General features: G+C 72.6%; 28 protein-coding genes and 1 pseudogene. 17 read left to right on the top strand and 12 right to left on the bottom strand.

Annotated features, from left to right (window positions below):
* Positions 1 to 136: 136 nt before the first annotated feature.
* Positions 137 to 1,216 (bottom strand): NADH:flavin oxidoreductase/NADH oxidase, encoded by a 1,080-nt coding sequence (locus ACH4VX_RS11135; protein WP_398367072.1) that lies wholly within the window; start codon positions 1,214 to 1,216, stop codon positions 137 to 139.
* Positions 1,217 to 1,343: 127 nt separating this feature from the next.
* Here ACH4VX_RS11135 and ACH4VX_RS11140 point away from each other — a divergent pair, with 127 nt between their 5' ends.
* Positions 1,344 to 1,703 (top strand): ArsR/SmtB family transcription factor, encoded by a 360-nt coding sequence (locus ACH4VX_RS11140; RefSeq protein WP_398367073.1) that lies wholly within the window; start codon positions 1,344 to 1,346, stop codon positions 1,701 to 1,703.
* Positions 1,704 to 1,876: 173 nt separating this feature from the next.
* Here the strand turns inward: ACH4VX_RS11140 and ACH4VX_RS11145 are convergent, their stop codons facing one another.
* On the bottom strand, positions 1,877 to 3,220 hold the full coding sequence (locus ACH4VX_RS11145; protein WP_398367074.1) for an FAD-dependent oxidoreductase: 1,344 nt from the start codon (positions 3,218 to 3,220) through the stop codon (positions 1,877 to 1,879).
* A 199-nt stretch (positions 3,221 to 3,419) separates the two neighbouring features.
* Between ACH4VX_RS11145 and ACH4VX_RS11150 the strand changes: the two genes are divergently transcribed.
* Positions 3,420 to 3,887, top strand: coding sequence for a DUF6214 family protein (locus ACH4VX_RS11150; RefSeq protein WP_398367075.1), 468 nt, complete (start codon positions 3,420 to 3,422; stop codon positions 3,885 to 3,887).
* Positions 3,888 to 3,933: 46 nt separating this feature from the next.
* Here ACH4VX_RS11150 and ACH4VX_RS11155 read toward each other — a convergent pair whose 3' ends face one another.
* Positions 3,934 to 4,596, bottom strand: coding sequence for a DUF305 domain-containing protein (locus ACH4VX_RS11155; protein ID WP_398367076.1), 663 nt, complete (start codon positions 4,594 to 4,596; stop codon positions 3,934 to 3,936).
* Between the two features lie 191 nt (positions 4,597 to 4,787).
* On the opposite strand from ACH4VX_RS11155, the gene ACH4VX_RS11160 reads away from it, so the two are divergent.
* Positions 4,788 to 6,290 carry an LVIVD repeat-containing protein gene (locus ACH4VX_RS11160; RefSeq protein WP_398367077.1) on the top strand — a complete coding sequence of 501 codons (1,503 nt, stop codon included), beginning with the start codon at positions 4,788 to 4,790 and terminating at the stop codon, positions 6,288 to 6,290.
* On the opposite strand, the gene ACH4VX_RS11165 is transcribed toward ACH4VX_RS11160, so the two are convergent.
* The 4 genes from ACH4VX_RS11165 to ACH4VX_RS11180 all read right to left on the bottom strand — a co-directional run bounded on the left by ACH4VX_RS11165 (position 6,278) and on the right by ACH4VX_RS11180 (position 10,037).
* Positions 6,278 to 6,955, bottom strand: a complete 678-nt coding sequence (locus ACH4VX_RS11165) for a TetR/AcrR family transcriptional regulator (RefSeq protein WP_398367078.1) — start codon at positions 6,953 to 6,955, stop codon at positions 6,278 to 6,280. The genes ACH4VX_RS11160 and ACH4VX_RS11165 overlap by 13 nt on opposite strands.
* A gap of 174 nt (positions 6,956 to 7,129) precedes the next feature.
* Positions 7,130 to 7,810: a phosphatase PAP2 family protein gene (locus ACH4VX_RS11170; RefSeq protein WP_398367079.1), complete on the bottom strand. Its 681-nt coding sequence runs from the start codon at positions 7,808 to 7,810 to the stop codon at positions 7,130 to 7,132.
* A gap of 633 nt (positions 7,811 to 8,443) precedes the next feature.
* Positions 8,444 to 9,379, bottom strand: a complete 936-nt coding sequence (locus tag ACH4VX_RS11175; RefSeq protein WP_398367080.1) for a M56 family metallopeptidase — start codon at positions 9,377 to 9,379, stop codon at positions 8,444 to 8,446.
* A gap of 103 nt (positions 9,380 to 9,482) precedes the next feature.
* On the bottom strand, positions 9,483 to 10,037 hold the full coding sequence (locus tag ACH4VX_RS11180; protein ID WP_398367081.1) for a DUF5134 domain-containing protein: 555 nt from the start codon (positions 10,035 to 10,037) through the stop codon (positions 9,483 to 9,485).
* Between the two features lie 158 nt (positions 10,038 to 10,195).
* Here ACH4VX_RS11180 and ACH4VX_RS11185 point away from each other — a divergent pair, with 158 nt between their 5' ends.
* Positions 10,196 to 11,881 carry an FUSC family protein gene (locus tag ACH4VX_RS11185; protein ID WP_398367082.1) on the top strand — a complete coding sequence of 562 codons (1,686 nt, stop codon included), beginning with the start codon at positions 10,196 to 10,198 and terminating at the stop codon, positions 11,879 to 11,881.
* The gene (locus tag ACH4VX_RS11190) at positions 11,878 to 12,459 is read left to right on the top strand and encodes a MarR family winged helix-turn-helix transcriptional regulator (protein WP_398367083.1); all 582 of its coding nucleotides are present in this window, start codon (positions 11,878 to 11,880) and stop codon (positions 12,457 to 12,459) included. Before ACH4VX_RS11185 ends, ACH4VX_RS11190 begins: the two co-directional genes overlap by 4 nt.
* A 22-nt stretch (positions 12,460 to 12,481) precedes the next feature.
* Here the strand turns inward: ACH4VX_RS11190 and ACH4VX_RS11195 are convergent, their stop codons facing one another.
* Together ACH4VX_RS11195 and ACH4VX_RS11200 are read right to left on the bottom strand one after the other, a co-directional pair.
* Positions 12,482 to 12,805: a hypothetical protein gene (locus tag ACH4VX_RS11195; RefSeq protein ID WP_398367084.1), complete on the bottom strand. Its 324-nt coding sequence runs from the start codon at positions 12,803 to 12,805 to the stop codon at positions 12,482 to 12,484.
* Between the two features lie 5 nt (positions 12,806 to 12,810).
* Positions 12,811 to 13,209 carry a VOC family protein gene (locus ACH4VX_RS11200; protein ID WP_398367085.1) on the bottom strand — a complete coding sequence of 133 codons (399 nt, stop codon included), beginning with the start codon at positions 13,207 to 13,209 and terminating at the stop codon, positions 12,811 to 12,813.
* Positions 13,210 to 13,291: 82 nt separating this feature from the next.
* Between ACH4VX_RS11200 and ACH4VX_RS11205 the strand changes: the two genes are divergently transcribed.
* Positions 13,292 to 13,834, top strand: a complete 543-nt coding sequence (locus tag ACH4VX_RS11205; RefSeq protein WP_398367331.1) for a GNAT family N-acetyltransferase — start codon at positions 13,292 to 13,294, stop codon at positions 13,832 to 13,834.
* 4 nt (positions 13,835 to 13,838) lie between these two features.
* Here the strand turns inward: ACH4VX_RS11205 and ACH4VX_RS11210 are convergent, their stop codons facing one another.
* Positions 13,839 to 14,522, bottom strand: coding sequence for a glycerophosphodiester phosphodiesterase (locus ACH4VX_RS11210; protein WP_398367086.1), 684 nt, complete (start codon positions 14,520 to 14,522; stop codon positions 13,839 to 13,841).
* Positions 14,523 to 14,775: 253 nt separating this feature from the next.
* Between ACH4VX_RS11210 and ACH4VX_RS11215 the strand changes: the two genes are divergently transcribed.
* The 6 genes and pseudogenes from ACH4VX_RS11215 (at position 14,776) to ACH4VX_RS11240 (ending at position 19,709) form a co-directional block, all read left to right on the top strand.
* Entirely contained in the window at positions 14,776 to 16,173 is a 1,398-nt protein-coding gene (locus ACH4VX_RS11215) for a DUF6421 family protein (RefSeq protein WP_398367087.1), read from the top strand.
* Between the two features lie 38 nt (positions 16,174 to 16,211).
* Positions 16,212 to 16,958: an SDR family NAD(P)-dependent oxidoreductase gene (locus ACH4VX_RS11220; RefSeq protein WP_398367089.1), complete on the top strand. Its 747-nt coding sequence runs from the start codon at positions 16,212 to 16,214 to the stop codon at positions 16,956 to 16,958.
* On the top strand, positions 16,955 to 18,025 hold the full coding sequence (locus tag ACH4VX_RS11225) for a threonine aldolase family protein (protein WP_398367090.1): 1,071 nt from the start codon (positions 16,955 to 16,957) through the stop codon (positions 18,023 to 18,025). The genes ACH4VX_RS11220 and ACH4VX_RS11225 overlap by 4 nt, the downstream gene beginning before the upstream one ends.
* A 75-nt stretch (positions 18,026 to 18,100) precedes the next feature.
* On the top strand, positions 18,101 to 18,673 hold the full coding sequence (locus ACH4VX_RS11230; protein WP_398367092.1) for a transglutaminase domain-containing protein: 573 nt from the start codon (positions 18,101 to 18,103) through the stop codon (positions 18,671 to 18,673).
* A gap of 14 nt (positions 18,674 to 18,687) precedes the next feature.
* Positions 18,688 to 19,221: pseudogene (locus tag ACH4VX_RS11235) on the top strand (cytoplasmic protein); the annotation flags it as partial.
* A 23-nt stretch (positions 19,222 to 19,244) separates the two neighbouring features.
* Positions 19,245 to 19,709, top strand: coding sequence for a hypothetical protein (locus tag ACH4VX_RS11240; protein ID WP_398367093.1), 465 nt, complete (start codon positions 19,245 to 19,247; stop codon positions 19,707 to 19,709).
* Between the two features lie 180 nt (positions 19,710 to 19,889).
* Here the strand turns inward: ACH4VX_RS11240 and ACH4VX_RS11245 are convergent, their stop codons facing one another.
* Positions 19,890 to 20,618: a lysophospholipid acyltransferase family protein gene (locus ACH4VX_RS11245; protein WP_398367094.1), complete on the bottom strand. Its 729-nt coding sequence runs from the start codon at positions 20,616 to 20,618 to the stop codon at positions 19,890 to 19,892.
* Positions 20,619 to 20,875: 257 nt separating this feature from the next.
* Here ACH4VX_RS11245 and ACH4VX_RS11250 point away from each other — a divergent pair, with 257 nt between their 5' ends.
* The 4 genes from ACH4VX_RS11250 (at position 20,876) to ACH4VX_RS11265 (ending at position 24,002) form a co-directional block, all read left to right on the top strand.
* Complete coding sequence (locus ACH4VX_RS11250) at positions 20,876 to 21,235, top strand: thioredoxin family protein (protein ID WP_398367095.1); 360 nt, start codon at positions 20,876 to 20,878, stop codon at positions 21,233 to 21,235.
* Positions 21,236 to 21,431: 196 nt separating this feature from the next.
* On the top strand, positions 21,432 to 21,941 hold the full coding sequence (locus ACH4VX_RS11255) for a flavin reductase family protein (protein WP_398367096.1): 510 nt from the start codon (positions 21,432 to 21,434) through the stop codon (positions 21,939 to 21,941).
* Between the two features lie 218 nt (positions 21,942 to 22,159).
* Positions 22,160 to 22,948: an electron transfer flavoprotein subunit beta/FixA family protein gene (locus tag ACH4VX_RS11260; RefSeq protein ID WP_398367097.1), complete on the top strand. Its 789-nt coding sequence runs from the start codon at positions 22,160 to 22,162 to the stop codon at positions 22,946 to 22,948.
* A gap of 91 nt (positions 22,949 to 23,039) precedes the next feature.
* Positions 23,040 to 24,002, top strand: a complete 963-nt coding sequence (locus tag ACH4VX_RS11265; RefSeq protein WP_398367098.1) for an electron transfer flavoprotein subunit alpha/FixB family protein — start codon at positions 23,040 to 23,042, stop codon at positions 24,000 to 24,002.
* A 55-nt stretch (positions 24,003 to 24,057) separates the two neighbouring features.
* Here ACH4VX_RS11265 and ACH4VX_RS11270 read toward each other — a convergent pair whose 3' ends face one another.
* Complete coding sequence (locus tag ACH4VX_RS11270; protein ID WP_398367099.1) at positions 24,058 to 24,960, bottom strand: endonuclease/exonuclease/phosphatase family protein; 903 nt, start codon at positions 24,958 to 24,960, stop codon at positions 24,058 to 24,060.
* A gap of 147 nt (positions 24,961 to 25,107) precedes the next feature.
* Here ACH4VX_RS11270 and ACH4VX_RS11275 point away from each other — a divergent pair, with 147 nt between their 5' ends.
* Positions 25,108 to 26,412, top strand: a complete 1,305-nt coding sequence (locus ACH4VX_RS11275; RefSeq protein ID WP_398367100.1) for a DUF6986 family protein — start codon at positions 25,108 to 25,110, stop codon at positions 26,410 to 26,412.
* Positions 26,413 to 26,451 lie beyond the last annotated feature (39 nt).

The following is a 26,451-nucleotide window of genomic DNA, read 5'->3' on the forward strand; positions in this document are numbered from 1 at the left end:
GTGCGCGGTGGGGGGGGGGGCGGGGGGGTCGGCCGGGCGGGGTGGGGCCTCCGCCGCCGGGCCCGGGGGGGGGGGGGGGGGGGGGGGGGGGGGGCCCCCCCCCCCCCCCCCCCCCCCGGCGCGGTGGCGGACGGGCTCAGACCGAGCGGTGGTACTGGTCCGGCACGTGGACCTCGCCGCCCAGTTCACGAGCCGCGTGCCGGGCCCACGACGGGTTGCGGAGCAGCTCGCGGCCGAGGAGCACCGCGTCCGCCTCGCCGTTGGCCAGGATCTTCTCCGCCTGCTCGGCGCCGGTGATCAGCCCCACCGCGGCGACCGGCATCGGCGTCTCGTTCCGCACCCGCGCGGCGAAGGGGACCTGGTAGCCGGGCCCGGCCGGGATGCGTACGGCGGAGGCGTTGCCACCGGTGGAGACGTCCAGCAGGTCGATGCCGTGGGCATGCAGTTCGGAGGCGAAGCGGACGGTGTCGTCCGGGGTCCAGCCGGACTCCTCCAGCCATTCCGTGGCCGAGATCCGGAAGAACAGCGGCTTGTCGTCCGGCCACTCCTCGCGCACGGCGTCGACCACCTCGAGCGCGAACCGCGTTCGGTTCCCGTACGAGCCGCCGTAGGCGTCGGTGCGGTGGTTGGAGTGCGGGGACAGGAACTCGTTGATCAGATAGCCGTGGGCGCCGTGGATCTCGGCGATCTCGAACCCGGCGGCGAGCGCGCGGCGCGCGGCGGCGCGGAACTGTTCGACGACGTCACGGATCTGCTCGACGGACAGCTGGTCCGGCACCGGGTGCCGCTCGTCGAAGGCGACCGCGCTCGGAGCCACCGGCCGCCAGCCGTGAGCGTCCGGCCCGACCGGCGCGCCGCCCTTCCAGGGCCGGTCGGTCGACGCCTTGCGTCCGGCGTGCGCGAGCTGGACGGCGGGGACGGTGCCCTGCGACGCGAGGAAACGGGTGATCCGGCGGAACGCCTCCACCTGGGTGTCGTTCCAGATGCCGAGGTCGTACGGCGAGATCCGGCCCTCCGGCGACACGGCGGTGGCCTCCACGACGATCAGTCCCGTGCCGCCGGCCGCGCGGGCCGCGTAGTGCGCGAAGTGCCAGTCGCCGGGCGCACCGGCCCCGGGTCCTTCGGGTGCGGCCGAGTACTGGCACATCGGAGGCATCCACACCCGGTTGGGAATGGTCACGTCGCGCAGGGTGTACGGCTGGAACAGCGTGCTCACGATGGGCTCCATTCGGCGGGGATCGGCGGGAGGGTGCGGCTCGTACGATAAGCATCGTAATACGGGAAGTGTCAAACTACGATGCTTCTCGTACAATGGGGGTTCCCGGACCGAACGTGGAGCCGCCGTGACGACCGCCGTCCCCGCACCCAGCAGCCGTGATCTGCCGCATCCGGCCCGCGAGGAGATCCGGCTGGAGGGCGTGCTGCACGCGCTCTCCGACCCCGTGCGGCTGTGCATCGTCCGCGAACTCGCCGACAAGGACGTCGAGCTGACCTGCTCGCAGTTCGACCTGCCGGTCACCAAGTCCACCACCACGCACCACTTCCGGGTGCTGCGCGAGAGCGGCGTGATCCGGCAGATCTACGAGGGCACCGCCAAGATGAACGGCCTGCGCCGGGCCGACCTGGAGGACCTCTTCCCGGGCCTCCTCGACTGCCTCCTCGCCGCGGCCAACCACCAGGCCGACCGCCGCCACGCGCGGTGACCCGCGGGGCCCCGGCCGTGCCGGGCGCACCCGGCCCGGCGGCGCCTGTCAGCGGGCGGGGTTCAGCGGGCGGAGTCCGCGCTCCGGCAGCCCTGCCGGGCCGGTGACCCCTGTTCCCACCGCTCGTCGCCGGGCTCGGGGGAGATTCCCGGGGTCCGGCCGTCCGAAGGCGCTCACGGGCCGGCTGTGCGGGCTGCCGCGAGCAGGGATTCCCAGTCGGGGAGTTTGACGACGCTCCGGCCCAGGGAGGCGCCCAGTTCCGCCTCGGCGTGCTCGATCGCCTGCCAGCCCGTCCACACGACCGGTTCGACGCCCTCGGCCCGCAGTGCCGCCGACGGGTCGCCGGGCAGGTCGCGGTCCGTGAGGAAGGGCGCGTCCAGCAGCAGGGAGGCCACCGTCTCCTTCGCGCAGGACCGGTTCGTGCCGATGACGCCCGTCGGGCCCCGCTTGATCCAGCCCGCCACGTACTCGCCCGGAGCGACCGTGCCCTCCCGCAGCACCCGCCCGGCGAGATGCGGCACCGTGCCGCCGGCCGCGTCGAACGGCAGCCCCTCCAGTGGCGCCCCGCGATACCCCACCGAGCGCAGCACCAACTGCGCCTCGACGTCCTCGAACCGCCCCGTGCCCGTGACGCCACCGCGTCCGTCCGGCACCGTCCGCTCGAAACGCACCGCGCCCACCCTGCCCTCCCGGGCGATCAGCTCGGCCGGGCGGAGGAAGAAGCGCAGCCGGATCAACCGCCGGGCGCCCGGCACCGGCGTCCCGGCCCAGCCGCGCAGCACCTCGACGTTGCGGCGCTGCGGGGCGGGCAGCGCGGACGGGTCCGTGTACGCCGGGTCCTGCGCGGCCTCGGCCGGGTCCACGACGAGTCCGGTGTCCGGCAGGGTTCCCAGCTCGCGCAGCTCCTTGGTGGTGAAGCGGGCCTGGGACGGGCCGCGCCGGCCCACCATGTGGATGCGGTCCACCCGGCTCGCCGCGAGTGCGGTCAGGGCCGCGTGCGGCATGTCGGTCGGGCTGAGCTCCGCCGCCCCCCGGGCCAGCATGCGCGTCACGTCCACGGCGACGTTCCCCACCCCGATGACCACCGCCGACCGCACCCCGCGCAGGAAACCGTCGTCGACGGCGTCCGGATGCGCGCTGTACCAGGACACGAACTCCGTCGCCGACCAGCTGCCCGGCAGCTCCTCGCCCGGGATGCCCAGCCGCCGGTCCGTGGCGGCGCCCACGCAGTACACCACCGCGTGGTACAGCTCCCGCAGCCGCGCGACCGGCACCCCGCCCGGCCCGACCGGCACCCCGCCGAGAAAGCGCACGCGCTCGTGCTCCAGGACCGTGCGGAGGGTGTTCTGCAGGGACTTGATCTTCTCGTGGTCCGGCGCCACGCCGTAGCGGACCAGCCCGTACGGACACGGCAGCCGGTCCAGGACGTCCACGCGCACCCGGGCGTCCTGCTGGACGAGGCTCTGGGCGGTGTAGCACCCGCTCGGCCCGGAACCGATGACGGCGACACGCAGCACGGCGGAACTCCTCACCCGGGGGATCGACGGGAGATCGCTGGTGTCTCCAGCATGGCACCGTCCGCGCTCCGCTGACAGGGTGCCGTCCGCCGCTCGGGGTGCGTGTTCTACGGAGGGAAACTGATCACGCGGTTACGTTACGTGCGTGCTTGAGGCATCTTTTCTTCAACTTTCCGATCGCTCTCCGGCGGAGGGTGCGATGTCCGTGTGGCCCGCGTGGGAGGTGCGGGAGGGGGAGCGGGCGACGCGGTGGCTCCACGTGCGGCTGGCCTTCGGCGACGGGGCCCGCATCGACGCGCTGGCGACGGTGTGCGAGGGGTGGGTCTGCGTCGAGGACGTACGGGCCCGGCCCGCGCTGGCCCTGGAGGACCTCGCCCTGTTCGCCGACTGGATCGAGGGGCCGCTGGCCCGGGCCTGCGGCGCCGAGACCGGACCGGACCCCGGGGGCGAGGCCGGTACGGGCGCGCACCGGGAGCGGCCTGCCCGGTCGAGGGGGCCGGAGGAGCACGGTCTCGTGGCACGGGCGTACCGCGCGGCACAGGAGCGGGGAGCCGATCCGGTCCTCGCCGTGATGAACGAGACCGGGTACAGCCGGCGCGGTGCGCTCAGGCTCATCGGCCGGACGCGCGACGCGGGACTGCTGCCCTCACGGCACGCCCGGCGCTGAGCCGCCCGGCCGGGCGCCGGCTGCCGTCACCGCGTGTCGCGCATCGTCACATCAGGTCGCGCATCCGGCTGATCTCGCTGGTCTGCTGGGCCACCACGTCGTCCGCCATCTCCTCCATCCGGATGTTGTTGCCCTGCCCCTTCAGCTCGGTGGACATGGTGATCGCCCCCTGGTGATGCGTGATCATCAGAGTGAGGAAGAGCTGGTCGAAGGCCTCGCCGTCGGCCGAGCGCAACTGCTTCAGCTGGGCCTGCGTGGCCATCCCGGGCATCGTGGCGTGGTCGTGCCCGTGCCCGTCGTCCCGTTCCGCCTTGTCGTGGCTCTTCAGCCAGCCCTTCATCGCCCTGATCTCCGGCTGCTGCGCGGCGGCGATGCGCTCGGCCAGCTTGACGATCTTCGAGGACTCGGCGCGGTCCGGCACCAGTTCGGTCATCTCCAGGGCCTGCGCGTGGTGCTGGATCATCATCCGCGCGAAGGACACGTCCGCGGAGTTGGGGGAGTCGTCCTCCGCACGCTGCCGTTGGGCCTCCTCGGCCGACAGGGTTCGGTTGGCCTCCCCGGGCTCACCCGGCGCGATGACCGAAGGCCCGCTCCCGGCGGCCGACCTGGTCTCGTCGGTGCCGGAGTCGCAGCCCACGAGCCCGAGTACGGCCAGAGCGGTCAGCCCGGCCGCGGCGACGGACACGCGTGACGCACGGCGGTAGTGCACAAGGACCTCCTGTGGCAGGCAGGTTGCAAGACACCTCGTGAGTGTCGACGACCGTCCTAGCACGCTTCCGCGCGACAGTGATCAAAAAACTTCATTGCAAGTGTGTTGCCCTCTGTTGGTATGTGCATGTCGACGACGATACTGCCGGTGCGAAAACCGTTCCGAGGTGAACGGAACCAGGGAGGAAAACAGTGATCCTGTTGAGCGTTTCCCGAACCCGGCGCAGACGCCTGGGAGTTGCCGCGGCAGCCGGTGGACTGCTGGCCGCGCTGCTCACCGCCGCACCGGCCGCGGCGATCCCCGACCCCGGGGACTCGCCGGCCGCGGAGAAGAAGGTCTCGCGCAGCGACCAGGCCGAGGCGCGCGAGGCCATCCGGAGCGGCGAGATACCCGGCCAGGACGAGATCGTCCACTCCGACAACATCCGGCACGTGGCCCACATCCCCAAGGACGCGCTGCCCGGCACCAACTCGGACCTGGCCTTCCAGGGCCGGTACGCCTTCGCCGGCAACTACGACGGCTTCCGCATCTTCGACATCAGCAACCCGAAGGCGCCGAAGACGGTGGCCCAGGTGCTGTGCCCCGGCTCGCAGAACGACATCTCCGTCTCCGGCGACCTGCTGTTCCTGTCCACCGACTCCTCGCGCAGCGACAGCAGTTGCAACAGCACCACGCAGCCGGCGACCGAGAAGTCCTCGTGGGAGGGCATGAAGGTCTTCGACATCAGCGACAAGCGGAACCCGCGCTATGTCGCCGCCGTCGAGACCGCCTGCGGCTCGCACACCCACACGCTGGTGCCCGAGCGCAAGAACGTCTACGTCTACGTCTCGTCGTACTCGCCGAACGCGGCCTACCCCGACTGCCAGCCGCCGCACGACGGCATCTCGGTGATCAAGGTGCCGCGCAAGGCACCGCACAAGGCGGCGCTGGTCGGCTTCCCGGTGCTGTTCCCGGGTGAGGGCCCGGACGGCGGCGGCAACCCCGGCGGGCCCGCCAACCCGGGTGTCTCCAAGACCACCGGCTGCCACGACATCACCGTGCTGCCGTCGAAGGACCTGGCGGCCGGTGCCTGCATGGGCGACGGCATCCTGTTCTCCATCAAGGACCCCGAGCGGCCCAAGGTGATCGACCGGGTGCAGGACAACGTCAACTTCGCGTTCTGGCACTCGGCGACCTTCAACCAGAAGGCGAACAAGGTCGTCTTCACCGACGAGCTGGGCGGCGGTGGCGGGGCCACCTGCAACGCGGAGATCGGCCCGAACCGCGGCGCGGACGGCATCTACGACATCGTCGGCAAGGGCGACCGGCAGAAGCTGGTCTTCCGCAGCTACTTCAAGATCCCGCGCCACCAGGCGGACACCGAGAACTGCGTGGCCCACAACGGTTCGCTGATCCCGGTCAAGGGCAAGGACCTGATGGTCCAGGCCTGGTACCAGGGCGGCGTCTCCGTCTGGGACTTCACCAACTCCTCGAAGCCGAAGGAGATCGCCTACTTCGAGCGCGGTCCGCTGAGCACGGACCAGCTCGTCACCGGCGGCTCCTGGTCGGCGTACTACTACAACGGCTACATCTACTCGAACGACATCGCCAAGGGCTTCGACGTCCTGAAGATCGACGACCGGCGCACGGACCCGGCACGCCGGGTCCACCTGCGTGAGCTCAACGTGCAGACCCAGCCGGACTACTTCGACTGAGCGTCCGGCTCCGTCGCGAAGAACCGGGCCATGTCCGTCCGGTCCTTCCCGCACGTCCCGCCGGGCACCTCGGTGTCCGGCGGGACGCCCATCTCCCAGTCGAGCCGGTAGCGCTTGAACAGCTCCGCGCGCAGCACCGGGACCGGCATGGGCGCGCCCGGCATCAGGGCCGCGTACACGGCACCCATCAGCAGGGCGCGCAGCATCGGATAGTCGGCGTCGACGTCGTGGGAGCCGTGCCGGACCACGGTGTCGCCCAGCAGCTCGGCCAGCCGCCGCTGCTCGGGGCAGGGCAGGAAACCCTCGGCCTGCAGCAGTCCGGCCATGTGCTGGCGCATCAGGACCGGCCGGTCCCGCGCCAGGCCCAGGATCGCGTCGATGGCCCGTGCCATCCGCTCCCGGCCGTCCTCGGCGTGCGGCTCCCGCTCCAGGGCCTCCTCCAGGGTGCGGTGCATCAGCCGGTGCACGGCGGACTGCACGAGCTGGCGCTTTCCCGGGAAGTAGTACGACACCAGACCCCGCGCGGAGCCCGCCCGATCGGCGATGTCGCCCAGCGTCGTCGCCTCGTACCCGTGCTCGTCGACCAACTCCACGGCGGCGTGCAGGAGCCGTTCCTTCGAACGCCTCCGCAACTCTTCATTGACCAGGGCGCTGCGCGGGGACATGCTGGACTCCTGCGTTGACTGGCTGCCAGCCAACTATACTCAGCGCATCCGGTGAGGCCCCTTGGTGGGCCTTTCCGGGTTGCCGTTCACCTCGGGCGACGCGGGGGATCGTCCGAGGTGAACGGTCTCGTTCGTGGTGAAAGCAGCCTCGGGCCGCCAACGGGGCGTCCGGACTCACCGGCGCGCCGGACACCGCCGCCGGTGGATCGCCACGGCCGCCGCCACCACCAGGGCGCCGATCAGCCAGCCGCCCAGGACGTCCGTGGGCCAGTGGACGCCGAGCCAGACCCGGGTGAGGCCGACGCCGGTCACCGAGAGCACCGCCAGGACCAGCGCCGTGCGCCACAGGACGCGGCCCACCCCGTGACGGCGCAGCAGCCACAGCAGCAGGCCGCAGACGACCGTCGCGGTCATGGCGTGCCCCGACGGGAACGCCGCGTAGTGCGCGGAGTCCACCGGATCGGGCCAGACGGGGCGGGCGCGGTCCAGCGCGGCCTTCAGCCCCTGCTGCACCGCCGTTCCGACGGCGACCGTGAGCACCAGCCAGAGCGCCGACCACGGGGCCGCGTACCGCCAGGCCAGCAGTGCCGCCGCCACACCGCACAGCACCCGCATCGTCCAGGGGTCCCAGACCCAGTCCGTCAGGATGCGGGACGTCTGCGTCAGCCCCGGCTCCTCCACGGCCCAGCGGTGGGTGGTGCGGGCGATGTCGGCGTCCAGGTCGAGCAGTGGGCGCCACTCGATGCCGACCAGCGTCAGCAGCAGCGCCGAGCACAGCGCGAGCACTCCGGTGGACAGGGTGGTCGGGCCGTGCCCGGGTGGCCTGGGCGGGGATTCGGTGTGGGGGGTGTGCATGAGGCGATCCTCCCCGAACGCCGGCGTCCGGGGCCAGTACCCCCTTCCCCGCCGGGCCCTTCCGGCCCGTGTCAGCCCCTTTCGGGACTTTCGCCTGCCCTTCCAGGGCTTGCCCGTACCTCGGGGGCGTCCGGCCCTCTCCGAGCTGTGCCCGTGCCGTCCCGTCCTTGTGCCGTCCCCGTGCCCTCCGGTCCCCGTGCCCTCCCGTCCTAGTGCCCTCGCGCCCGCCTTCTCCGCGCCTGTCCGTTCCCGTGCACGCGTCCGGCCCACTTCGGGTCGTGTCGACCCTCTTCGGGCCTTCGGCCCACGCCGGGTGCCGTCCTGGCGTGTCCCGACGCACCGGGTCAGGTCCTGTCGTCGAATTCCCGCCGTCCGTCCGGAGGGCGGGCGCTGCGGCGAGAGGGTGTGCACGGTGTCGCGGGGCAGGCGGGAATGTGACGACAGGGCCTGGGAGATGTCGTTTGGATCTTGCCGGGGTCGCGGGGTCCGGCACGCACTTCTGCGGCGTTGTCGTCGGTCCTCGACGCTCCGCGTCGACTCCCTCCTCCGCCTTGCGGCCGCACGCACCGGACCCCGCCCGGCTCGGCTGTGAGGTGCCGTCGCCCGAAGCCGGCCTGATCCAAACGACACCCCCTAGCCGAGTGCCCGCAGCCCCGGCACGAACGCCACCAGCACCGGGAACACCGGAACCAGCGACGCCACCGCCGTGAGCCGCAGCCGGCGCCCCGCGGTGAGCCGGTCCGGGGGAGTGAGCAGCCGGCGGACCCGGGCCGGAACATGGGCCTGCGGAGCCGGAGAGGGGCCGAACACGCCCCGGTGCTCGTTGAGTTCCACCAGCGCGAGAGCCGTGGTCAGCCGGCCGAACCGGCGGGACGCCGTGTCGTCGGCGGAGAGTTCGACCAGCCGGTGCATCTCGTCGCGGAACGCCGCGAACACCGGCACCTGCGGGAAACCGCCCGCCAGCGCGGAGGAACAGTTCAGCAGCCAGTCGTGCCGGGCCTGCGCGTGTCCCCGCTCGTGGGCGAGGACGGCGTCCAGCTGCCTGCCCTTCAGCCGGCGCAACGCGGCCGTGGTGACGACCAGTTGGGGCGGGGTGCCGGGCAACCACCAGGCGTCGGGCCATTCGCCCTCCAGGACCACGAGCCGGTCCTGACCCGGCTCCTCCCCGGGCAGCAGCGGGGCCCGCACCCGCAGTTGGGTCCGCCGCGTCCGACGCCGGGCGCGGGCCCGTACGACCTCACGGACCAGCATCGCCGCGCTCCACAGCCCGCCGCACGCCAGCGCCACCGCGGTGGTCTGCGCCCAGAGCCCGGCCGTACCGAGCGCGTACGCCTCCACGACCGCACGGGGCGCGGTGGCGAACACGCGGCCGCCCACCGCCCGCCAGGCGGCCGCCGCGCTGAACGTCATCGACAGCGCGCAGCACAGCAGCACCGCCGCGATCACGCACTGCCACGCCCACAGCGCCACCACCGGTTCACGGTCCGGCCAGTCGGCCCGGGCGAGCAGTCGGGGACCCATGACAGCGGTCAGGACGCCGAGCAGCAGCAGGACCGCGGGGAGGATCATGCGTGCAGCCTATGAGCGCGGGCCGCCCGAGGACACCGACGGACGGACCGAAGTGACGCAGGCAACGGTCCCGCGCGGTCGCCGCCGCACCGTGCGCCCCGCCTCATATCGTCAGCAGCATCGCCACCATCGCGATCCCCATGGACAGCCGGCAGGCCCGCGCCAGCTCCGGCCGGTCGCCCCAGCCGGCATCCCGGCCGTCCCCCGCCACGCCGGCCACCGGCACCAGCCGTACGCCGGTGGCGAGCACGTACGCCACGAAGTAGAGCAGCAGGGCCCCGGTCAGCAGGGGTGTGCCCGGGCCGCCATGCCCGTGCCCCTGTCCCTGCCCGGTGGAGGCGGCCATGGCCACCGCCATGTGGACCATCGCCCCGGCGCCCACCAGATGGTGCAGATGGCGCGCGCCGGTACGGGCCGCCCACAGCGCGTGCAGCCCGGCCGCGCCGAACACCACCGCGAGGGCCGGCCAGGCCCACGCCGGCGGGGTGAACACCGCCGCGGGCACGGCCATCACGGCCATGCCGAAGCCCATGAGCGCCTCGCCGCCTGCGGCGCGGCGCTGCTCCGCCACATGGCTGCGCATGCGCAGCAGGCAGTAGGCGCCGGTCGCCGCGCAGAGCGCGACCAGCAGCCAGCCGGACGACGTCGGTCCGTGCACCCGAACCTCCCCCTCGGCCCGTTCGACGGTCGGTCATGGCATGCCCGGTCCCGGTGGGGGACACCCGAGCGCACGGGAGTGCGGGGGGAGCGTCCGGGGGAGCGTGGCAGGCCGGCGCATGTGATTCACAAGTAAAATACCTGCTAACCTTATGCTTCATGAGCAGTGCGACCCCCACCCCCACCGCCCCGCAGACGGCCCTGCGCCTCCCGCTCGCCGCCGCGCTGCGCCTCGGGCGGCCCTCCGACATCTGGTTCAAGCCGGCCCTCAGCGTGGTCGCCGCGGTCGCACCGCCCAGCCTGCTCCTGGTGGCCCTGGGCCGGCTCGACCTCGCGATGTACACCATGGCGGGGTCGCTGTGCGCCCTCTACGCCCACAACCGCCCGTACGCCGCCCGGGCCAGGGTGCTGGCGTGGGTGGTGCTCGGCATGCTCGGCGGCCTCGCCGTGTCCCTGGTCGCCGCCTCCCTCACCGGGAACGCCGTGGTCCTGGTCACCGTCGGCGCCGTCCTGGCCGCCGTGCAGAAGGCGCTGTGCGACGCCACCCGCGTCGGCCCGCCCGGCCATGTGATCCTCACCTTCGTCAGCTCCGCCTCGCTGTTCGTGCCCCAGACCTTCGGACAGGTCCCCGGCCACCTCGCCCTCGCCGCCGCGGCCGGTGTCTGGGCCTATCTGGTGGGCATGGCGCCCGCGCCGCTCCGGCCGCACGGCCCCGAACGCCGCGCCACCGCCCAGGCGCTGAACGCCGCCGCCGCGTACGCCGGGACCGGCGGCACCGGCGACGGTCACACCGGGGCCCGCGCCGCCGCCTACGCCGCCGTACAGGCCGCCTGGCAGTCCCTGCTCTCCACCGGCAACCGGCCCTCCGCCACCCGCCGCGCCCTCGAACGGCTCGTCGTCCGCGCGGAAGTCGCGCTCGTCGCGCCCGCCGACGCCGACCCCGTACGCCTGCGCGCCTGGGCCGGCGCACTGCGCGGCACCGGTGCCGTCCCGCGCACCGACGACCCCCGCGCGGACGCCGCCGAACTCCTCGGGGCGGCCGCCGAGCGCGCCACCCCGCCCCGCCCCCTGTGGACCGGGCTCGGCCCGCTCACCCCGATCGCCGTCCGCACCGCCCTCGGCTGCGCGCTCGCCGGGTACGCCTCCCTCGCCCTCGGAATCGGCCGCCCCTACTGGGCCCTGGTCACCGCGGCCTCGCTCTACCAGGCCAACGTCACCCTCACCTGGAGCCGGGCCGTCCAGCGCGTCGTCGGCAACCTCGCCGGCGTGCTGCTCTTCGCCGCCGTCGTCCCCGTCGCCCACCTCGGCCCGCTCGCCCTCGTGCTCTGCTGCCTGCTGTTCAACTTCGGCGCCGAGGCGCTCATCGGCCGCAACTACTGGCTCGGCACCATCTGCGTGACCCCGCTCGCGCTGCTCGTCACCGAGTTCGCCGGCTACCAGCGACCCGGTGACCTGATCACCGAACGCGCGGTGGACACCCTCGTCGGCGCTCTGGTCGGCTTCGCCGCCGCCGTGGCCGTCACCAACCGGCGGGCGGGCGACCGCGTGGAGCGGGCGCTCACCACGGCCGATCACGCACGCGAACACGCCGCGCGCCTCCTGGCCGGGCCCCGGCCCGCCCCCGCCGCCCTGGACGCCGCCCGCCGCGACCTCGCCGCCGCCCTGGTCGACCTGAGGGCCGGCGCCGACGCCGCGGCCGGCGAGTGGTGGCAGCGCGCACCGGCCCAGGAGCGGGTCGTGCTCGCCGAGCAGTCGGGACACCGTACGCTCGCGGCGACGGTACGACGCCAGGGGCTGCTCCCGGACCCCGGCACGGGCACGAACACGGAGGACGTACGGCCATGACGGCGACCGAAGGACCAGCGGCGGCCGGCGGCGAGGGACCGACGACGGTCGACGGGGAGACCCCCGGCCGCTCGCGGGGCGACACCGTCGCCGCAGTCGTCCGGCAGTGGCGGGCCGTCCACCCCGGCCTCGACACCGGCCCCATGGAGGTCATCGGCCGCATCAACCGCTGCGCCGCCCTCCTCCAGCAGGCGGAGGACGCCCCGCTGCGTCGCGCCGGCCTGACCCGCCCGGAGTTCGACCTGCTGGGCGCGCTGCGCCGCACCGGCCACGAGCTGACGCCCAGCGAGCTGGCCCGCGAGACCTTCTCCTCGGGCGCCGCCGTCACCAAACGCCTCAAGCAGCTCACCGAACGCGGACTGGTGGAACGCCGCGGCGACACCCGCGACCGCCGGGTCGCCCACGTCCGCCTCACCGACTCCGGACGCGACCTGGTCGACGGCATCCTGCCCGCGCAGCTCGCCTACGAGACCGCCGTACTGTCCGGTCTGGACGGCCCGGAACTCGGCGAGCTCGCCGCCCTGCTCGGCGAACTGCTCGGTCAGCTGGAAGGACGCCTGGGCGCGCTGCGGGCGTGACAGCCGCGGGCCCGTCCTCCGCTCACCTCCCGTCCGCCGCCCGCCGAACATCCCCCCGCGGGTCACGGAACACCGCGATGCGCGGGCCCTCCGGATGCGGGACGGGCTCCATCGGCACCGTGCCCTCCACCGTCGTGGTCGTCACCGCGGCGTCGTCCACGTCCTCCACGGCGAAGTACGGCAGCCAGTGCGCGGGCACCTCGTGCGGGAACCCGCCGTCCATGGTCGCCATGCCGTCGAGGTCCGCGCCGTCGAACAACCGCGTGCAGAACCGTCGGACGGACTCCGGTCCGGTGGTCCCCGGCCCGGGCCGTCCGGCGCGGAACCGGCCGGGGACCGGGAACACGCTCGCTAGATGCCCGGCCGGTACCGCAGTGGGTGCTCGGCCGGGATCTCGACCAGCACGATCGGTGTGCCGTCCGGGTCCGCGATCCACATCTCGATCAGGCCCCACGGCTCCCGCACCGGGGGACGGACGATGCCGACGCCCTCGGCCGCCAGTTCCTCGTGCGCCACAGCGACGTCCTCGACCTGGAGCCACAGCCGTACGTCCGGGGACGCCGCCGCGGAGGGACCCGCGCGGCCCGAGAGTTCCAGGAAACCCCCGCCGAGGAAGTAGACGGTGCCGCGTTCCGGGCCGGTGCCGAACTCGCGGTGAACGGCGAGGCCCAGCCGTTCCCCGTAGAAGGCGCGGGAGCGGTCGGGGTCGGTGGGGCGGAGCAGGACACGGCTGCTCAGTACATGCACCATGCGGCCGAGCGTAGTGGCCGGGTTAGTCTCGTTCCCGCCCGAGCCACGCCGGAAGGCGCCCAGGAGAACCGGAGACGTGCCCATGGAATCCGCCACCGACACCGCACTGACCTTCCGCGACGCGACCGACGCCGATGTGGACGCCCTCGTCGCGCTGATCGAGTCGGCGTACCGGGGCGAGTCCAGCCGGACCGGGTGGACCACCGAGGCGGACATCCTCCAGGGGCGGCGGACCGACCCGGAGGGCGTGCTGGAGGTCATCAAGTCGCCGGACAGCCGGCTGCTCACGGTGGAGCGCGGCGGCCGCGTGGTCGCCTGCTGCCAGCTGGAACACCGCGGCGCGCACGCCTACTTCGGGATGTTCGCGGTCAGCCCCGCCCTCCAGGGCGCCGGACTCGGCAGGACGATCATCGCGGAGGCGGAACGCCAGGCCCGCGAGACCTGGGGCGTGAGCGAGATGCACATGACGGTGATCTCCGTGCGGGAGGACCTGATCGCCTGGTACGAGCGGCGCGGCTACCGCCGTACGGGACGGATGACGCCCTTCCCGTACGGCGACGAGCGCTTCGGCGTTCCGCTCCGTGACGACCTGCGGTTCGAGCTGCTGGTGAAGGAACTGGTCTGACGGCTCACGCCGTGAAGCGGCCGGTGCGCTTGATCTCCGGGTAGTCGGTGGTGGCGCCGTCGAGTCCCAGGGCCCGTACCAGTCTGAGGTGGTCCTGGGTGTTCACCACCCAGCCGACGATCCTCAGCTCGGCCTTCCGCGCCCGCTCCACGATCTCCAGGGTGAGCCGGCGGATGTTGAGACAGACGGTCGAGGCCCCGGCCCCGACCGCCCGGTCCACGATGTCGGTGCCGTAGCGGCTGGCGATGAGCGCCGTACGCACCCCGGGCACCAGGCGGGCGGTCTCCGCGATCGCCTCGTCGTGGAACGAGGACACCTCGACCCGGTCGGCCAGGTCCCGCCCGTTCATCACCTCGGCCAGTGCCCGGGCCGCCCGGACGTCCTTGATCTCGGCCTGCAGAGGCGCCCGGACGGCGTCGAGCACCTCCTCGAAGACGGGAATCCGCTCGCCCCGCCCGGCGTCCAGGGCGCGCAGCTCGGCGAGGGTCTTGTCGGCGATCGCGCCCGTGCCGTCCGTGGTGCGGTCCACCTCCGTGTCGTGCATGACGACGAGCGTGCCGTCCTTGCTCAGATGCAGATCGAGTTCGATGACGTCGAGGCCCGCTTCCTGGGCGGCGACGAAGGACCGGAGGGTGTTCTCGGGTTCGACACCCATGACTCCGCGGTGACCGATGGTGAGGAAGTTCAAGATCCGACTCGCTTCCGTCGACGGCGGCGGGGGGCCGCGTCCCTACGGCCCTCCTGGACCGTATCGCCTGTGCCCGTCGCGTCCAGAGGCTGAACATCGAACGCAGGCACCGTCGCCCAACCGGGTGTCCGACAGGAAAAAACGCGGTGAGGCCGGGGGTGGGGCAGGATAATTTCCCGAGGCTCCCCTTGCTGGGAGAAACCTCGTATGTATACGGTCTCCTTACGCGAGGTTCTCCTGTAGAGGATGGGACATGACGGAAATTCTTGTGCAGGTGGGTACCGAGGGGAAGGTTCCTTCGGTGACCAGGGTGGTGGAGCACCCGGCGTGGCCCGTGCTCAAGGATGCCGTGGAGCGGATCCGGCCCTGGCAGTCCAAGGACGGTTCGATCGACTTCGGCGCCGAGGGCGCCCCGGCCCGTGCCGACGCCGAGCGCGCGGTGCGTGCCGTGACCGGTGCAGTCGAGGAGCTCTCCCCGCTGCTCCCGCACGACCGCGCCTACCACGAGGCGCTCGCCGAGGACCTGGGCCGCTGGGCCGAGGGCGGCTTCGAGGTGCCCGACTTCCTCGACTCGCTGCTGGCCTTCCAGCCCGCCGCGGGCCGTGAGGACGGCCTCCAGCACCTGGTCGTCTTCCCGATGTACACGCAGAACGGCAACCCCGACCGCAACCTCGAGGCGGTCGTGCTGCGCATGGTCTGGCCCGACTGGCTGGCCGAGCTGGAGCGCACCCGCTACGACAACCCGCTGTTCTGCGGCATCACCTTCGAGGACTTCACCTCGGGCTACGACACCAACTCCGCGGTCCTCTTCCCCGAGACCATCGCCGTGCGCGAGGCCCCCGAGCGCTTCACCTGGGGCGGCATCTTCTGCGACCGCGAGGCCGCCCGCTTCCGCCGCGTCACCGAGGCCGCCGTCGACATCCTGGGCCTGGAGCTCCCCGAGGACGTCGCCGCCATGGTGCACGACCAGAAGCGCTGCGAAGAGGCGTTCGTGCTCTGGGACATGGTCCACGACCGCACCCACAGCCACGGCGACCTGCCGTTCGACCCGTTCATGATCAAGCAGCGCCAGCCGTTCTGGATGTACGGCCTGGAGGAGCTGCGCTGCGACCTCACCGCCTTCAAGGAGGCCGTGAAACTCGCCGGCGACGGTGTCCCGCAGGCCCGTGACGTACAGGTCGCGGTGCTCTTCGACCGCATGTTCCGCTTCCCCGTCACCGGCGAGCGGATGCGCAACTACGACGGCCTCGGCGGCCAGCTGCTCTTCGCCTACCTGCACAAGCACGACGTCGTCCGCTGGACCGACAACAGGCTCACCATCGACTGGGAGCGCGCCCCGCGGGTCACCAACCAGCTGTGCGCGGAGATCGAGACGCTGTACCGCGACGGCATCGACCGTCCCAAGCTCGTCCACTGGTTCGCCGGGTACGAGCTGGTCTCCACCTACCTCTCCCCGCACCCGGGCTCCAAGTGGGCCAAGGGCCCCGACGCCCTGGACCTGACGCAGCCGCCGCGGAAACTCGTCGATGACGTGCTTCCGGACGAGTTTCCGCTGAGCATGTTCTATGAGGCACTGTCCAAGAAGCTGAAGAACGTGATCGCCGCCACCCGGGGCATCACGGCGGACGGCGCCGAGCGGGTCGCCGCGTGAGCGACCGCGTTCACACGACTGCTCAGGAGGCGAGGACCATGGGGAACGGGGCGCTCGACGGTGCGGTGATCGCGGTGGCCGGCGCGGGAGGACCCGCGGGCCGGGCGGCACTGCTCAGGCTGGCCGAGGCGGGAGCGACCGTCGTCGGCTCGGACAACGACCCGGAGCGGCTGGCGGAGGCCGTGGACGCCGCGCGCTACGCGCACGGCGGCGCCACCGTCACCGGTGACACGGTCGACCTGCTCGACCTGGAGTCCACCCGCGAGTGGGCCGCCCGCACCGAGAAGGAGTTCGGCCGAGTCGACGGACTGGTCCACCTCGTCGGCGGCTGGCGGGGCAGCGAGACCTTCACCAAGACCAGCCTGGACGACTGGGACTTCCTGGAGCTGCTGCTGGTGCGCACCGTGCAGCACACCAGCCTCGCCTTCCACGAGGCGCTCCAGCGCAGCGACCGCGGCCGGTACGTCCTGATCAGCGCGGCCGGCGCCACCAAACCCACCGCGGGCAACGCCGCGTACGCGGCCGGCAAGGCCGCCGCCGAGGCATGGACGCTGGCCATGGGCGACTACTTCCGCAAGGTCGGGGGCGAGCAGGGGCCGACGTCGGCGGCTGCGATCCTGGTGGTGAAGGCGTTGGTGCACGACGCGATGCGCGCCGACCGCCCCAACGCGAAGTTCGCGGGCTTCACGGACGTCAAGGACCTGGCCGAGGCCATCGTCGGGGTCTGGGACAAGCCCGCCGCGGAAGTGAACGGAAACCGTCTGTGGCTGACCGAGAAGCCGTGAACCCACCGCGGACCGACGCACGTCGTCATCACGACCCGGACGTCCGCGGTTTCGCCAGCGACAACTACGCCGGGGTCCACCCGGAGGTGCTCGCCGCCCTGGCCCTGGCCAACGGCGGACACCAGGTCGCGTACGGCGAGGACGCGTACACCGAGAACCTCCAGCAGGTGATCCGAAGCCACTTCGGCCCCACCGCGGAGGCGTTCCCGGTGTTCAACGGCACCGGCGCCAACGTCGTCGCGCTCCAGGCGGTCACCGACCGCTGGGGCGCGGTGATCTGCGCCGAGAGCGCCCACATCAACGTGGACGAGGGCGGCGCCCCGGAGCGGGTCGGCGGGATCAAGCTGCTCACCGTGCCCACCCCGGACGGCAAGCTCACCCCCGAACTGATCGACCGGCAGGCGTACGGCTGGGAGGACGAGCACCGGGCGATGCCCCAGGTGGTCTCCCTGGCCCAGACCACCGAGCTGGGCACGGTGTACACCCCGGACGAGATCCGCGCCATCTGCGAGCACGCCCACGCGCACGGCATGAAGGTGCACGTCGACGGCTCCCGGCTGGCGAACGCCGCCGCCACGCTGAACGTGCCGATGCGCACCTTCACCAACGCGGTCGGCGTCGACCTGCTCTCGCTGGGCGGCACCAAGAACGGCGCCCTGTTCGGCGAGGCGGTCGTGGTGCTGAACCCGGACGGCATCCGGCACCTGAAGCACCTGCGCAAGCTGTCCATGCAGCTGGCGTCCAAGATGCGCTTCGTCTCGGTGCAGCTGGAGGCCCTGCTCGCCCGCGACCTGTGGCTGCGCAGCGCCCGGCACGCCAACGAGATGGCCCAGCGCCTGGCCGAGGGCGTACGCGCCGTGCACGGCGTGGAGATCCTCTACCCGGTGCAGGCCAACGCGGTCTTCGCACGGCTGCCGCACGACGTGGGCGAGCGGTTGCAGAAGCGGTTCCGCTTCTACTTCTGGGACGAGACGGCCGGAGACGTGCGCTGGATGTGCGCCTTCGACACCACCGAGGACGACGTGGACATGTTCGTGGCGGCACTCAAGGAGGAGATGGCCCGCTAGCAGTGCATGCATAGGTATGCGGTCGACCGGAAATGCATTGACTACCGGTCGGCTGCGTACCTATGCTCTGGCGGCATGCAGCTGATCCAGGAAACCCCGGACCTCTCCGCCTACCTCGCCGCCGACGAGGCGATCGACCATCACCATCCGCTGGTCCGCGAGACGGCGGCACGCCTCGCCGCCGGGGCGGCCGACTCGTATGAATATGCGCGGGCGGCCTTCGAATTCGTGCGCGACACCATCCCGCACTCCCAGGACTCCGGTGATCTCCGGGTCACCTGGCGCGCCTCCGACGTCCTGGAGCAGGGCACCGGCATCTGCTACGCCAAGGCCCACGCGCTGGCCGCGCTGCTGCGGGCCGAGGACATCCCGACCGCCCTCTGCTACCAGAACCTCGGCGTCGTGCACGGGCTGGTCGCCGTACGGTTCAAGGGCGCCTGGCACCGTCAGGACCCGCGGGGCAACAAGCCCGGAGTGGACGCGCGGTTCTCCCTGGACGGCGAGCGGCTGGCCTTCACGCCCGATCCGGCGTCCGGCGAGACGGACTACCCGGTCCTGTACGCCGCGCCGCATCCGGCCGTACTGAACGCCCTCCGGGCCGCCTCCGACCGGCCGCAGCTGTGGCGGACGCTTCCCCTCGCACTCTGAACCCGAGGCGGGCCGTGGCGTTCACGCCGGTCGTGTCCGACGAGATGCGGCCCTCGCGCAAGGCTTCACCCACGTCGTGGTCGAGGCCCACGAGCTCGTCGACGGGCCCGGTACGGAGCAGAGTTCCGCCCTGCTCGACGACGCGCCCCGGCGGCTCGCCGGGGCGCCTCCGGGGGGCGGGCCCCGCACGAGGACCCGCACATGGCGGCCTGGTGCGAGGTCCGCACGGCGTTCGGCTCGAAGCCGTCCCGCACCCGCAACTCGGCCGAGGCACTGGCCGAGCGGGCCCGCACGGCGGCCGGTCCGCCCCGCGTCAACCTCCTCGTCGACCTCTGCAACGCCGTCGGCGTCGCTCGGGCGAGGAGGAGTTCGTGACCGTCGCGGGCGGTGGGGAGAGCGTCGGGCGCCCCGGCGCGGGCGAGGTGGTGCGACGTGACGACAAGGGCGTGACCTGCCGCCGCTGGAACCGGCGCCGGGGCCCGCGCACCCGGCTCACCGAGGAGACGGCCCCGGGCGTCTTCCTGCCGGAGAGCCGGTCGCCGCCACCCGCGCCCTGGACCCGGGCGAGGACATGTCCCGCTTCCCGGCCGTCCGCGAGCTGATCCGGCACGGGCGTCCATGCGGCGACGGAGCCGAGGCGCCCGGTGCCGTGGTGGAGGCCGCGACCCGTGCCGCGCGCGCCGGCGCGCCGCACACGGTGGCCCAGGTCCGCGCCGCCTATGCCGTCGTCGCGGCTCTGGACTGGGCCGAGGTTCCCGACGGGACGGCTCCCGGTGTGGCCGGGGTGCTGGCCGACTACGTCGTGGACGAGGCCCGCTGTCCGTCGTCCGCCGACGACGCCACCGGCCCGGCGGTGACGGCGGAGCAGGCCGCACCGGACGGGCGGGGCTGGACCGCGTACGGCCGCTTCCTCGCCTCCGGCGAGGCGCACGCCGGCTTCGAGTACGCCGATCCGTTCTCGGCGAGCCGCCGCACCGCGTCCCCCGGCAGCGCCCCGTCGCAGGCCGTGCGTACCAGCCACCAGTCCTGGACGTAGGGTTCGGCGATCCAGCCGCCCACGCCCAGTACCGCCGCGGCCGTCACCGCCACCTTGATCCGGCGTCGCATCGTTCGCCCCCGTAGCGCAGCCGACAGAACGGAACCGGCGTGCGGGACGCCGGTTCCTCGTTACCGGCGGGACCCTGTCGACAGCGCGGGGCACCCGGGGTGGGGGGTCTCAGTGTGCCTCGGCCTGCCGGACCTGCTCCGGGGTGGGGGCCGTGCCACCGAGATGGGCCGGCATCCACCAGGTGTCGTCCGGACCCTTGGGGCGCACCGGATAGGCGCGCTGCGCCGCCTCCAGCAGCTCCTGCACCCGCTCGCGCAGCTGGCGGGTGATCGCGCCCGCGTACTTGTCCCTGGACGCCTCGATCGCCTCGCCCACGCGGATGGTGACGGGGGTGTGGCTGCGCCCGAAGTTGCGCGGGTGGCCCTTGGTCCACAGCCGTTGTGTGCCCCACACCGCCATCGGGACCAGCGGCACGCCGGCCTCCTGTGCCATGCGCGCGGCGCCCGACTTGAAGCTCTTCAGCGTGAACGACTGCGAGATCGTCGCCTCCGGGAAGACGCCCACGATCTCCCCCGACCGCAGCGACCGCAGCGCGTGCTCGTACGCCGCCTCGCCCTGGGTGCGGTCCACCGGGATGTGCTTCATGCCGCGCATCAGCGGACCGGAGATCCGGTGCCGGAAGACCGACTCCTTCGCCATGAAACGGACGAGCCGCTTCTGGGGGAGCGCCGCCAGGCCGTTGAAGACGAAGTCCAGGTAGCTGATGTGATTGCTCACCAGCACGGCGCCGCCCGAGCGTGGTATGTTCTCCGACCCCTGGCAGTCGATCTTGAGGTCCCACGCCTTGAACAGGGTGCGGGCGAAACCGACGACGGGCCGGTAGACGAGGTCTGCCATGGGCGGGTTGGAACCCTTTCCTTCTCTGCCTGGGAAGGAGGCTCCCAGTCGAAGTTACGCAGCCGTAGGTTTTACGGCTTGTCGCAGATGGTGCCCGAAGAACGGTCGGTGAACCAGCCCTGGTGCCCGTCGGCGGCGAGATTCTCGTCACGTCCACTCCTTGATCCACCTCGGGCTCTGTGCGTGCGGCCGGGAATGCCCGCGCTCCCGGCGACGCTGGAAACCGTTGACGGGTGATCTGCCGGAGGAGTGCACGCATGCGGGACGGGGACGACGGAGGACGGCTCGACGTGACGGAACCGTGGCCCCGGCCGGGAGCCGGGCTGGGGGAGCGCGCCACGCTGGTGCAGTTCTCCAGCGCCTTCTGCGCGCCCTGCCGGGCGACCCGGAGGGTCCTCGCCGAGGTGGCCGCACTGGTGCCGGGCGTGGCCCACGTGGAGATCGACGCCGAGGCCCGTCTGGACCTCGTGCGCCGTCTGGAGATCGTGAGGACGCCGACGGTGCTGGTCCTCGACGCCGCCGGCCGGGTCGTACGGCGTGCGGCCGGACAGCCGCGCAAGGCCGATGTGATCGCCGCGCTCGGCGAGGCCGTGCGAGGGCCGGCCGGGCCGCGGTGAGGCATCTCCCACATCACAGGACCGACTTGACTGTGCATGCCACCCGTCGTCAGCCTGACCCCATGCCTACGGAACTCCTTCGCCCCCGGCGGGCACCCGGCCGCCCGGCGGCCGCCGCCCGCATCGCGCGCGTGCGCCGACCGGGCCGGTGAGCGGCCGCGAACCCGTTCGTCACCTCCCGCGGAAGGACAGTTTCATGACGGCCACGTCCGGCCTGGGCGCCGCCCGGCCCGCCTCGCCCGAGCTGTTGCGCTCCGTCTTCCGCAGGCACGCGGCGGGCGTCGCCGTGATCACCGCGCGCGGCCGTTCCGGTCCGGTCGGCTTCACCGCCACCTCCCTCGCCTCCGTCTCCGCCGAGCCCCCGATGCTCTCCTTCGGCATCGGTACCGGGAGCTCCAGCTGGCCGGCGATCGCGACGGGCGACCACATCGGGGTGCACGTCCTCGGGGAGCACCAGCAGGAGCTGGCGGCGACCTTCGCGCGCAGCGGCGCCGACCGCTTCGGTCCGGCCACCGCCTGGCGGGAGGGGCCGAAGGGGGTTCCGGTGCTGGCCGACGTGCCGGCCTGGATGGTGTGCGAGGTGGTGGCCCGGGTGCCCGCCGGTGACCACCGGATCGTGATCGCCGAGGTCCTGCTCGGCGACCCCACCGGTCATGGCCGTCCGCTCCTCTACCACCAGGGACGCTTCAGCGGCCTGCGCGACTGAGACGGGGTTTCCCCTGGTCGCGGGCCTGTCGAGTTCCGGTTACGCTGCGTTGCGAAGGTCACAGTTCAAAGCGCTTGCTTAGCGGGAAGGAACTGGGTGTACTGACGAGTAATATTTCGTTCGGAGCGCGGGCCGCCCCGACCGGGATCGCCCGCTTCAGGCGCCTATGCTGCCTGCAGGCAGGCAGCCAGAAATGACGATGCAGTAGGAGAGCCGGCGTGAGCTTGAGGATCGTTGTCACCGTGAAGTACGTGCCCGACGCCACTGGCGACCGGCACTTCGCCGATGACCTGACCGTCGACCGTGACGACGTGGACGGTCTGCTCTCCGAACTGGACGAGTACGCGGTCGAGCAGGCGCTGCAGATCTCGGAGAATTCCGACGACGACGTGGAGATCACCGTGCTGACGGTGGGCCCGGAGGACGCCAAGGACGCCCTGCGCAAGGCGCTGTCCATGGGCGCGGACAAGGCGATCCACGTCGAGGACGACGACCTGCACGGCACCGACGCCATCGGCACCTCCCTGGTCCTGGCCAAGGCCGTCGAGAAGGCCGGCTACGACCTGGTCATCTCCGGCATGGCCTCCACCGACGGCACCATGGGCGTCGTACCGGCGCTGCTCGCCGAGCGTCTGGGCGTGCCGCAGGTGACCCTGCTGTCCGAGGTGTCCGTCGAGGACGGCACGGTCAAGGGCCGCCGCGACGGCGACGCCGCCTCCGAGCAGCTCGAGGCATCCCTGCCCGCGGTCGTGTCGGTCACCGACCAGTCGGGCGAGGCGCGCTACCCGTCCTTCAAGGGCATCATGGCGGCGAAGAAGAAGCCGGTTCAGTCCTGGGACCTGTCCGACCTCGACATCGACGAGGACGAGGTCGGCCTGGAGAACGCCTACACCACGGTCGACACCGCGGCCGAGCGCCCGGCCCGCACCGCGGGCACGATCGTCAAGGACGAGGGCGAGGGCGGCAAGCAGCTCGCCGCCTTCCTCGCGGAGCGAAAGTTCGTCTGACGCAGCCTCGCGAGCCAGAAGTTCCTCTGAGCCACGAGGCTCAACTCGCTTCCCGCCCCTCACCCTTCGCAAGCAGGAGAGAAGAAGTCCCATGGCTGAAGTTCTCGTCTACGTCGACCACGTGGACGGTGCCGTCCGCAAGCCCACCCTGGAGCTGCTGACCCTGGCCCGCCGCATCGGCGAGCCGGTCGCCGTCGCGCTGGGCAACGGCGCCGGTGACACCGCCGCCACGCTCGCCGAGCACGGCGCGGTGAAGGTCCTCACCGACGAGGCCGCCGAGTACGCCGACTACCTGGTCGTGCCGAAGGTGGACGCCCTGCAGGCCGCCCACGAGGCCGTCTCCCCGGCCGCCGTCCTGGTCCCCTCCTCCGCCGAGGGCAAGGAGATCGCCGCCCGCCTGGCGCTGCGCCTGGGTTCCGGCGTCATCACCGACGCCGTCGACCTGGAGGCCGGCGACTCCGGTCCGGTGGCCACCCAGTCGGTGTTCGCCGCCTCCTACACCACCAAGTCCCGCGTCTCCAAGGGCACCCCGGTCATCACGGTCAAGCCCAACAGCGCGGCCGTGGAGGCCGCCCCGGCCGCCGGCGCGGTCGAGGCGCTGAGCGTGTCCTTCTCCGCGCAGGCGAGGGGCACCAAGGTCACCGGCCGCACGCCGCGCGAGTCGACGGGGCGTCCGGAGCTGACCGAGGCCGCGATCGTGGTCTCCGGTGGCCGCGGCGTCAACGGCGCGGAGAACTTCGGACTCATCGAGGCGCTCGCCGACTCGCTCGGCGCGGCCGTCGGCGCCTCGCGCGCCGCCGTCGACGCCGGCTGGTACCCGCACACCAACCAGGTCGGCCAGACCGGCAAGTCGGTCTCGCCGCAGCTGTACATCGCCTCCGGCATCTCCGGCGCGATCCAGCACCGGGCCGGCATGCAGACCTCGAAGACCATCGTGGCCATCAACAAGGACGCCGAGGCCCCGATCTTCGACCTGGTCGACTACGGCATCGTCGGCGACCTGTTCGACGTCGTGCCCCAGCTGACCGAGGAGATCAAGACCCGCCAGGGCTGATCACCCGAGCCGTACGAGGCCCCGCGGCCGGCACCGGTCGCGGGGCCTCGGCGCGTCACAGGGTCAGGGTGGCCTGGACCGGCAGATGGTCGCTCGGGAACCGGCCGTCCACCGCGAAGGTGTTGACCGACGCCCGGTGCACCGTGACGCCGGGCGTGGTCAGGATCCAGTCGATGCGCGCACCGCCCGGCACCAGCGGCCGGTACCCGTGGAACGTCCCGTACGCCTCCCCGTGCTCGGCCGCCGCGTCCCAGGTGTCGACGAGCCCGGCGCCCAGCATCGTGTCGTACACGGGGTTGCCGTGGGCCGCGACGTTGAAGTCGCCCGTCACGATCACCGGCAGCGAACGGGCCGCCTCGCCGACGCGTTCGGCGATGAGGGCGGCGGCCCGCTCCCGCGCGTACTGGCTCGCGTTGTCCAGATGGGTGTCGAGAACGCAGAACTCCCGGCCGCCCGTGCGCAGATCGCGGAAGCGGACCCGGGTGACCATGCGGATGTGGGCGTTGCCCCAGGTGTTCGAGGCGATCACGTCCGGGGTGTCGGACAGCCAGAAGTGGTCGTACTCCAGCGGGGTCAGCCGCCGGGTGTCGTAGAGGACCGCCATGAACTCGTCCCGGCTGCCGCCCGCCCGTCCGGTGCCGATCCAGTCGTACGACGGTCCCAGATCGGCCTCGATGTCGCGCAGCTGCCGGTACAGGCCCTCCTGGGTGCCGAGGACGTGCGGGCGCTCGCGGCGCAGCAACCGCCGCATCACGGGCCTACGGGCGGCCCAGCTGTTCGGCTCGGCCGTGCTCGCGAACCGCAGGTTGAACGACATGACCCGCAGCGGACGTGCCGGGCGTTCGTCCACCGGGGCCGGCTCGGGCGACAGTGCTGTACTGGAGAGCGGAAGGGCGACGGAGGCGGCGAGCGCGCTCTTCAGTCCCAGACGGCGCGTGACACGGCTGTGGATCGGCACAGGCAAACGGTGCCATATGGACGTGAACATGACGAGGCGTGGGAGTGGAACGGGCCGCAAGGCGGTGTTGACCGGCGAGAAGGCCGCCCGATAACTTCATTCAACGGATTGTTGATTCCGTATCGCGGAAGCTCGGGAGGGTGTGGGATGGGTCAGGGGCGGCAGGAGCGGGTGGCGACCAGTCTCGCGGGCGCCGTCGGTGAGGAGATCGGCGCCTCCCTCGCGCCGGTCGACGCCGAGCTGGAGCGCCGCTACCCCGGAGACCCCGGCACCCGCCAGCCCGTCCACACCGTCTACGTCCCCGGCGACGTCTTCGCCGCCGGCACCCCGCGTGCCTGGGGCGACCGGGCCCTCGCCGCGCTCGACGAACACGCCCCGGACGCCGCCTCCTTCGCCGCAGTCCTCGGACTGGACGGCGCACTGGCCGAGGACGTGTACGGCCGCGTCCGCGCCAAGCTGGAACGCGAACCGGTCGAGGACCTGCGCGTCGACTTCGAGGACGGCTACGGCAGCCGTCCCGACGCCGAGGAGGACGAGGCCGCGGCCCGCGCGGCCCGGCTCGTCGCCGAGGCCTGCCGCGACGGCACCGCCGCCCCGTACACGGGCATCCGCGTGAAGTGCATGGAGGCCGCCGTCCGTGACCGGGGCATCCGCACCCTCGACATCTTCCTCACCGGCCTGACGGAGGCCGGAGCTCTGCCGGACGGGCTGGTCCTGACCCTGCCCAAGGTCACGTATCCCGAGCAGGTCACCGCCATGGCCCGGGTCCTCGACGCCTTCGAGGAGGCGCGCGGCCTCGAAGCCGGCCGGATCGGCTTCGAGATCCAGATCGAGACCAGCCAGTCCATCCTCGCCGCCGACGGCACCGCCACCGTCGCCCGCATGATCCAGGCCGCCGGGGGCCGCGTCACCGGGCTGCACTACGGCACCTTCGACTACAGCGCCTGCCTCGGCGTCTCCGCCGCGCACCAGGCGAGCGACCACCCGGCCGCCGACCACGCCAAGGCCGTCATGCAGGTCGCCGCCGCGGGCACCGGCGTACGCGTCTCGGACGGCTCCACCAACGTCCTGCCCGTCGGCCCCACGGAGCAGGTCCACGACGCCTGGCGGCTGCACTACGGCCTCACCCGCCGCGCCCTGGCCCGCGCCTACTACCAGGGCTGGGACATGCATCCCGGCCACCTCCCCACCCGCTACGCGGCCGTCTTCGCCTTCTACCGCGAGGGCTTCGCGCAGGCCGCCGCCCGTCTCGCCCGGTACGTCGACCGGACCGGCGGCGATGTCATGGACGAGCCCGCCACCGCCAGGGCCCTCGCCGGATACCTGCTGCGCGGTCTGGACTGCGGCGCCCTGGACGGCGCCGAGGTGGTGCGCCTGGCCTCCCTGACCCGCGCCGACCTGGAGGACTTCGCCTCGCCCCGGCGGGGCGGCCTCACGGCCTCCGCGCCGTAGCCGGAGTCACCCGCTTGTCCCGCCTATCGAATTTCGATA

The sequence above is a fragment of the Streptomyces sp. NPDC020731 genome (assembly GCF_044334705.1).
GTDB lineage: Bacteria > Actinomycetota > Actinomycetes > Streptomycetales > Streptomycetaceae > Streptomyces.

What these genes read in the sequence shown, in the direction of transcription:
- ACH4VX_RS11150 (WP_398367075.1), top strand. Translation starts at nt 3,420, where the DNA reads ATGTCCGTGTGGCCCGCGTGGGAGGTGCGGGAGGGGGAGCGGGCGACG.
- ACH4VX_RS11215 (WP_398367087.1), top strand. Translation starts at nt 14,776, where the DNA reads ATGACGGAAATTCTTGTGCAGGTGGGTACCGAGGGGAAGGTTCCTTCG.
- ACH4VX_RS11255 (WP_398367096.1), top strand. Translation starts at nt 21,432, where the DNA reads ATGACGGCCACGTCCGGCCTGGGCGCCGCCCGGCCCGCCTCGCCCGAG.
- ACH4VX_RS11205 (WP_398367331.1), top strand. Translation starts at nt 13,292, where the DNA reads ATGGAATCCGCCACCGACACCGCACTGACCTTCCGCGACGCGACCGAC.
- ACH4VX_RS11245 (WP_398367094.1), bottom strand. Translation starts at nt 20,618, where the DNA reads ATGGCAGACCTCGTCTACCGGCCCGTCGTCGGTTTCGCCCGCACCCTG.
- ACH4VX_RS11250 (WP_398367095.1), top strand. Translation starts at nt 20,876, where the DNA reads ATGCGGGACGGGGACGACGGAGGACGGCTCGACGTGACGGAACCGTGG.
- ACH4VX_RS11220 (WP_398367089.1), top strand. Translation starts at nt 16,212, where the DNA reads ATGGGGAACGGGGCGCTCGACGGTGCGGTGATCGCGGTGGCCGGCGCG.
- ACH4VX_RS11240 (WP_398367093.1), top strand. Translation starts at nt 19,245, where the DNA reads ATGTCCCGCTTCCCGGCCGTCCGCGAGCTGATCCGGCACGGGCGTCCA.
- ACH4VX_RS11175 (WP_398367080.1), bottom strand. Translation starts at nt 9,379, where the DNA reads ATGATCCTCCCCGCGGTCCTGCTGCTGCTCGGCGTCCTGACCGCTGTC.
- ACH4VX_RS11185 (WP_398367082.1), top strand. Translation starts at nt 10,196, where the DNA reads ATGAGCAGTGCGACCCCCACCCCCACCGCCCCGCAGACGGCCCTGCGC.
- ACH4VX_RS11230 (WP_398367092.1), top strand. Translation starts at nt 18,101, where the DNA reads ATGCAGCTGATCCAGGAAACCCCGGACCTCTCCGCCTACCTCGCCGCC.
- ACH4VX_RS11170 (WP_398367079.1), bottom strand. Translation starts at nt 7,810, where the DNA reads ATGCACACCCCCCACACCGAATCCCCGCCCAGGCCACCCGGGCACGGC.
- ACH4VX_RS11275 (WP_398367100.1), top strand. Translation starts at nt 25,108, where the DNA reads ATGGGTCAGGGGCGGCAGGAGCGGGTGGCGACCAGTCTCGCGGGCGCC.
- ACH4VX_RS11200 (WP_398367085.1), bottom strand. Translation starts at nt 13,209, where the DNA reads ATGGTGCATGTACTGAGCAGCCGTGTCCTGCTCCGCCCCACCGACCCC.
- ACH4VX_RS11265 (WP_398367098.1), top strand. Translation starts at nt 23,040, where the DNA reads ATGGCTGAAGTTCTCGTCTACGTCGACCACGTGGACGGTGCCGTCCGC.
- ACH4VX_RS11165 (WP_398367078.1), bottom strand. Translation starts at nt 6,955, where the DNA reads ATGTCCCCGCGCAGCGCCCTGGTCAATGAAGAGTTGCGGAGGCGTTCG.
- ACH4VX_RS11190 (WP_398367083.1), top strand. Translation starts at nt 11,878, where the DNA reads ATGACGGCGACCGAAGGACCAGCGGCGGCCGGCGGCGAGGGACCGACG.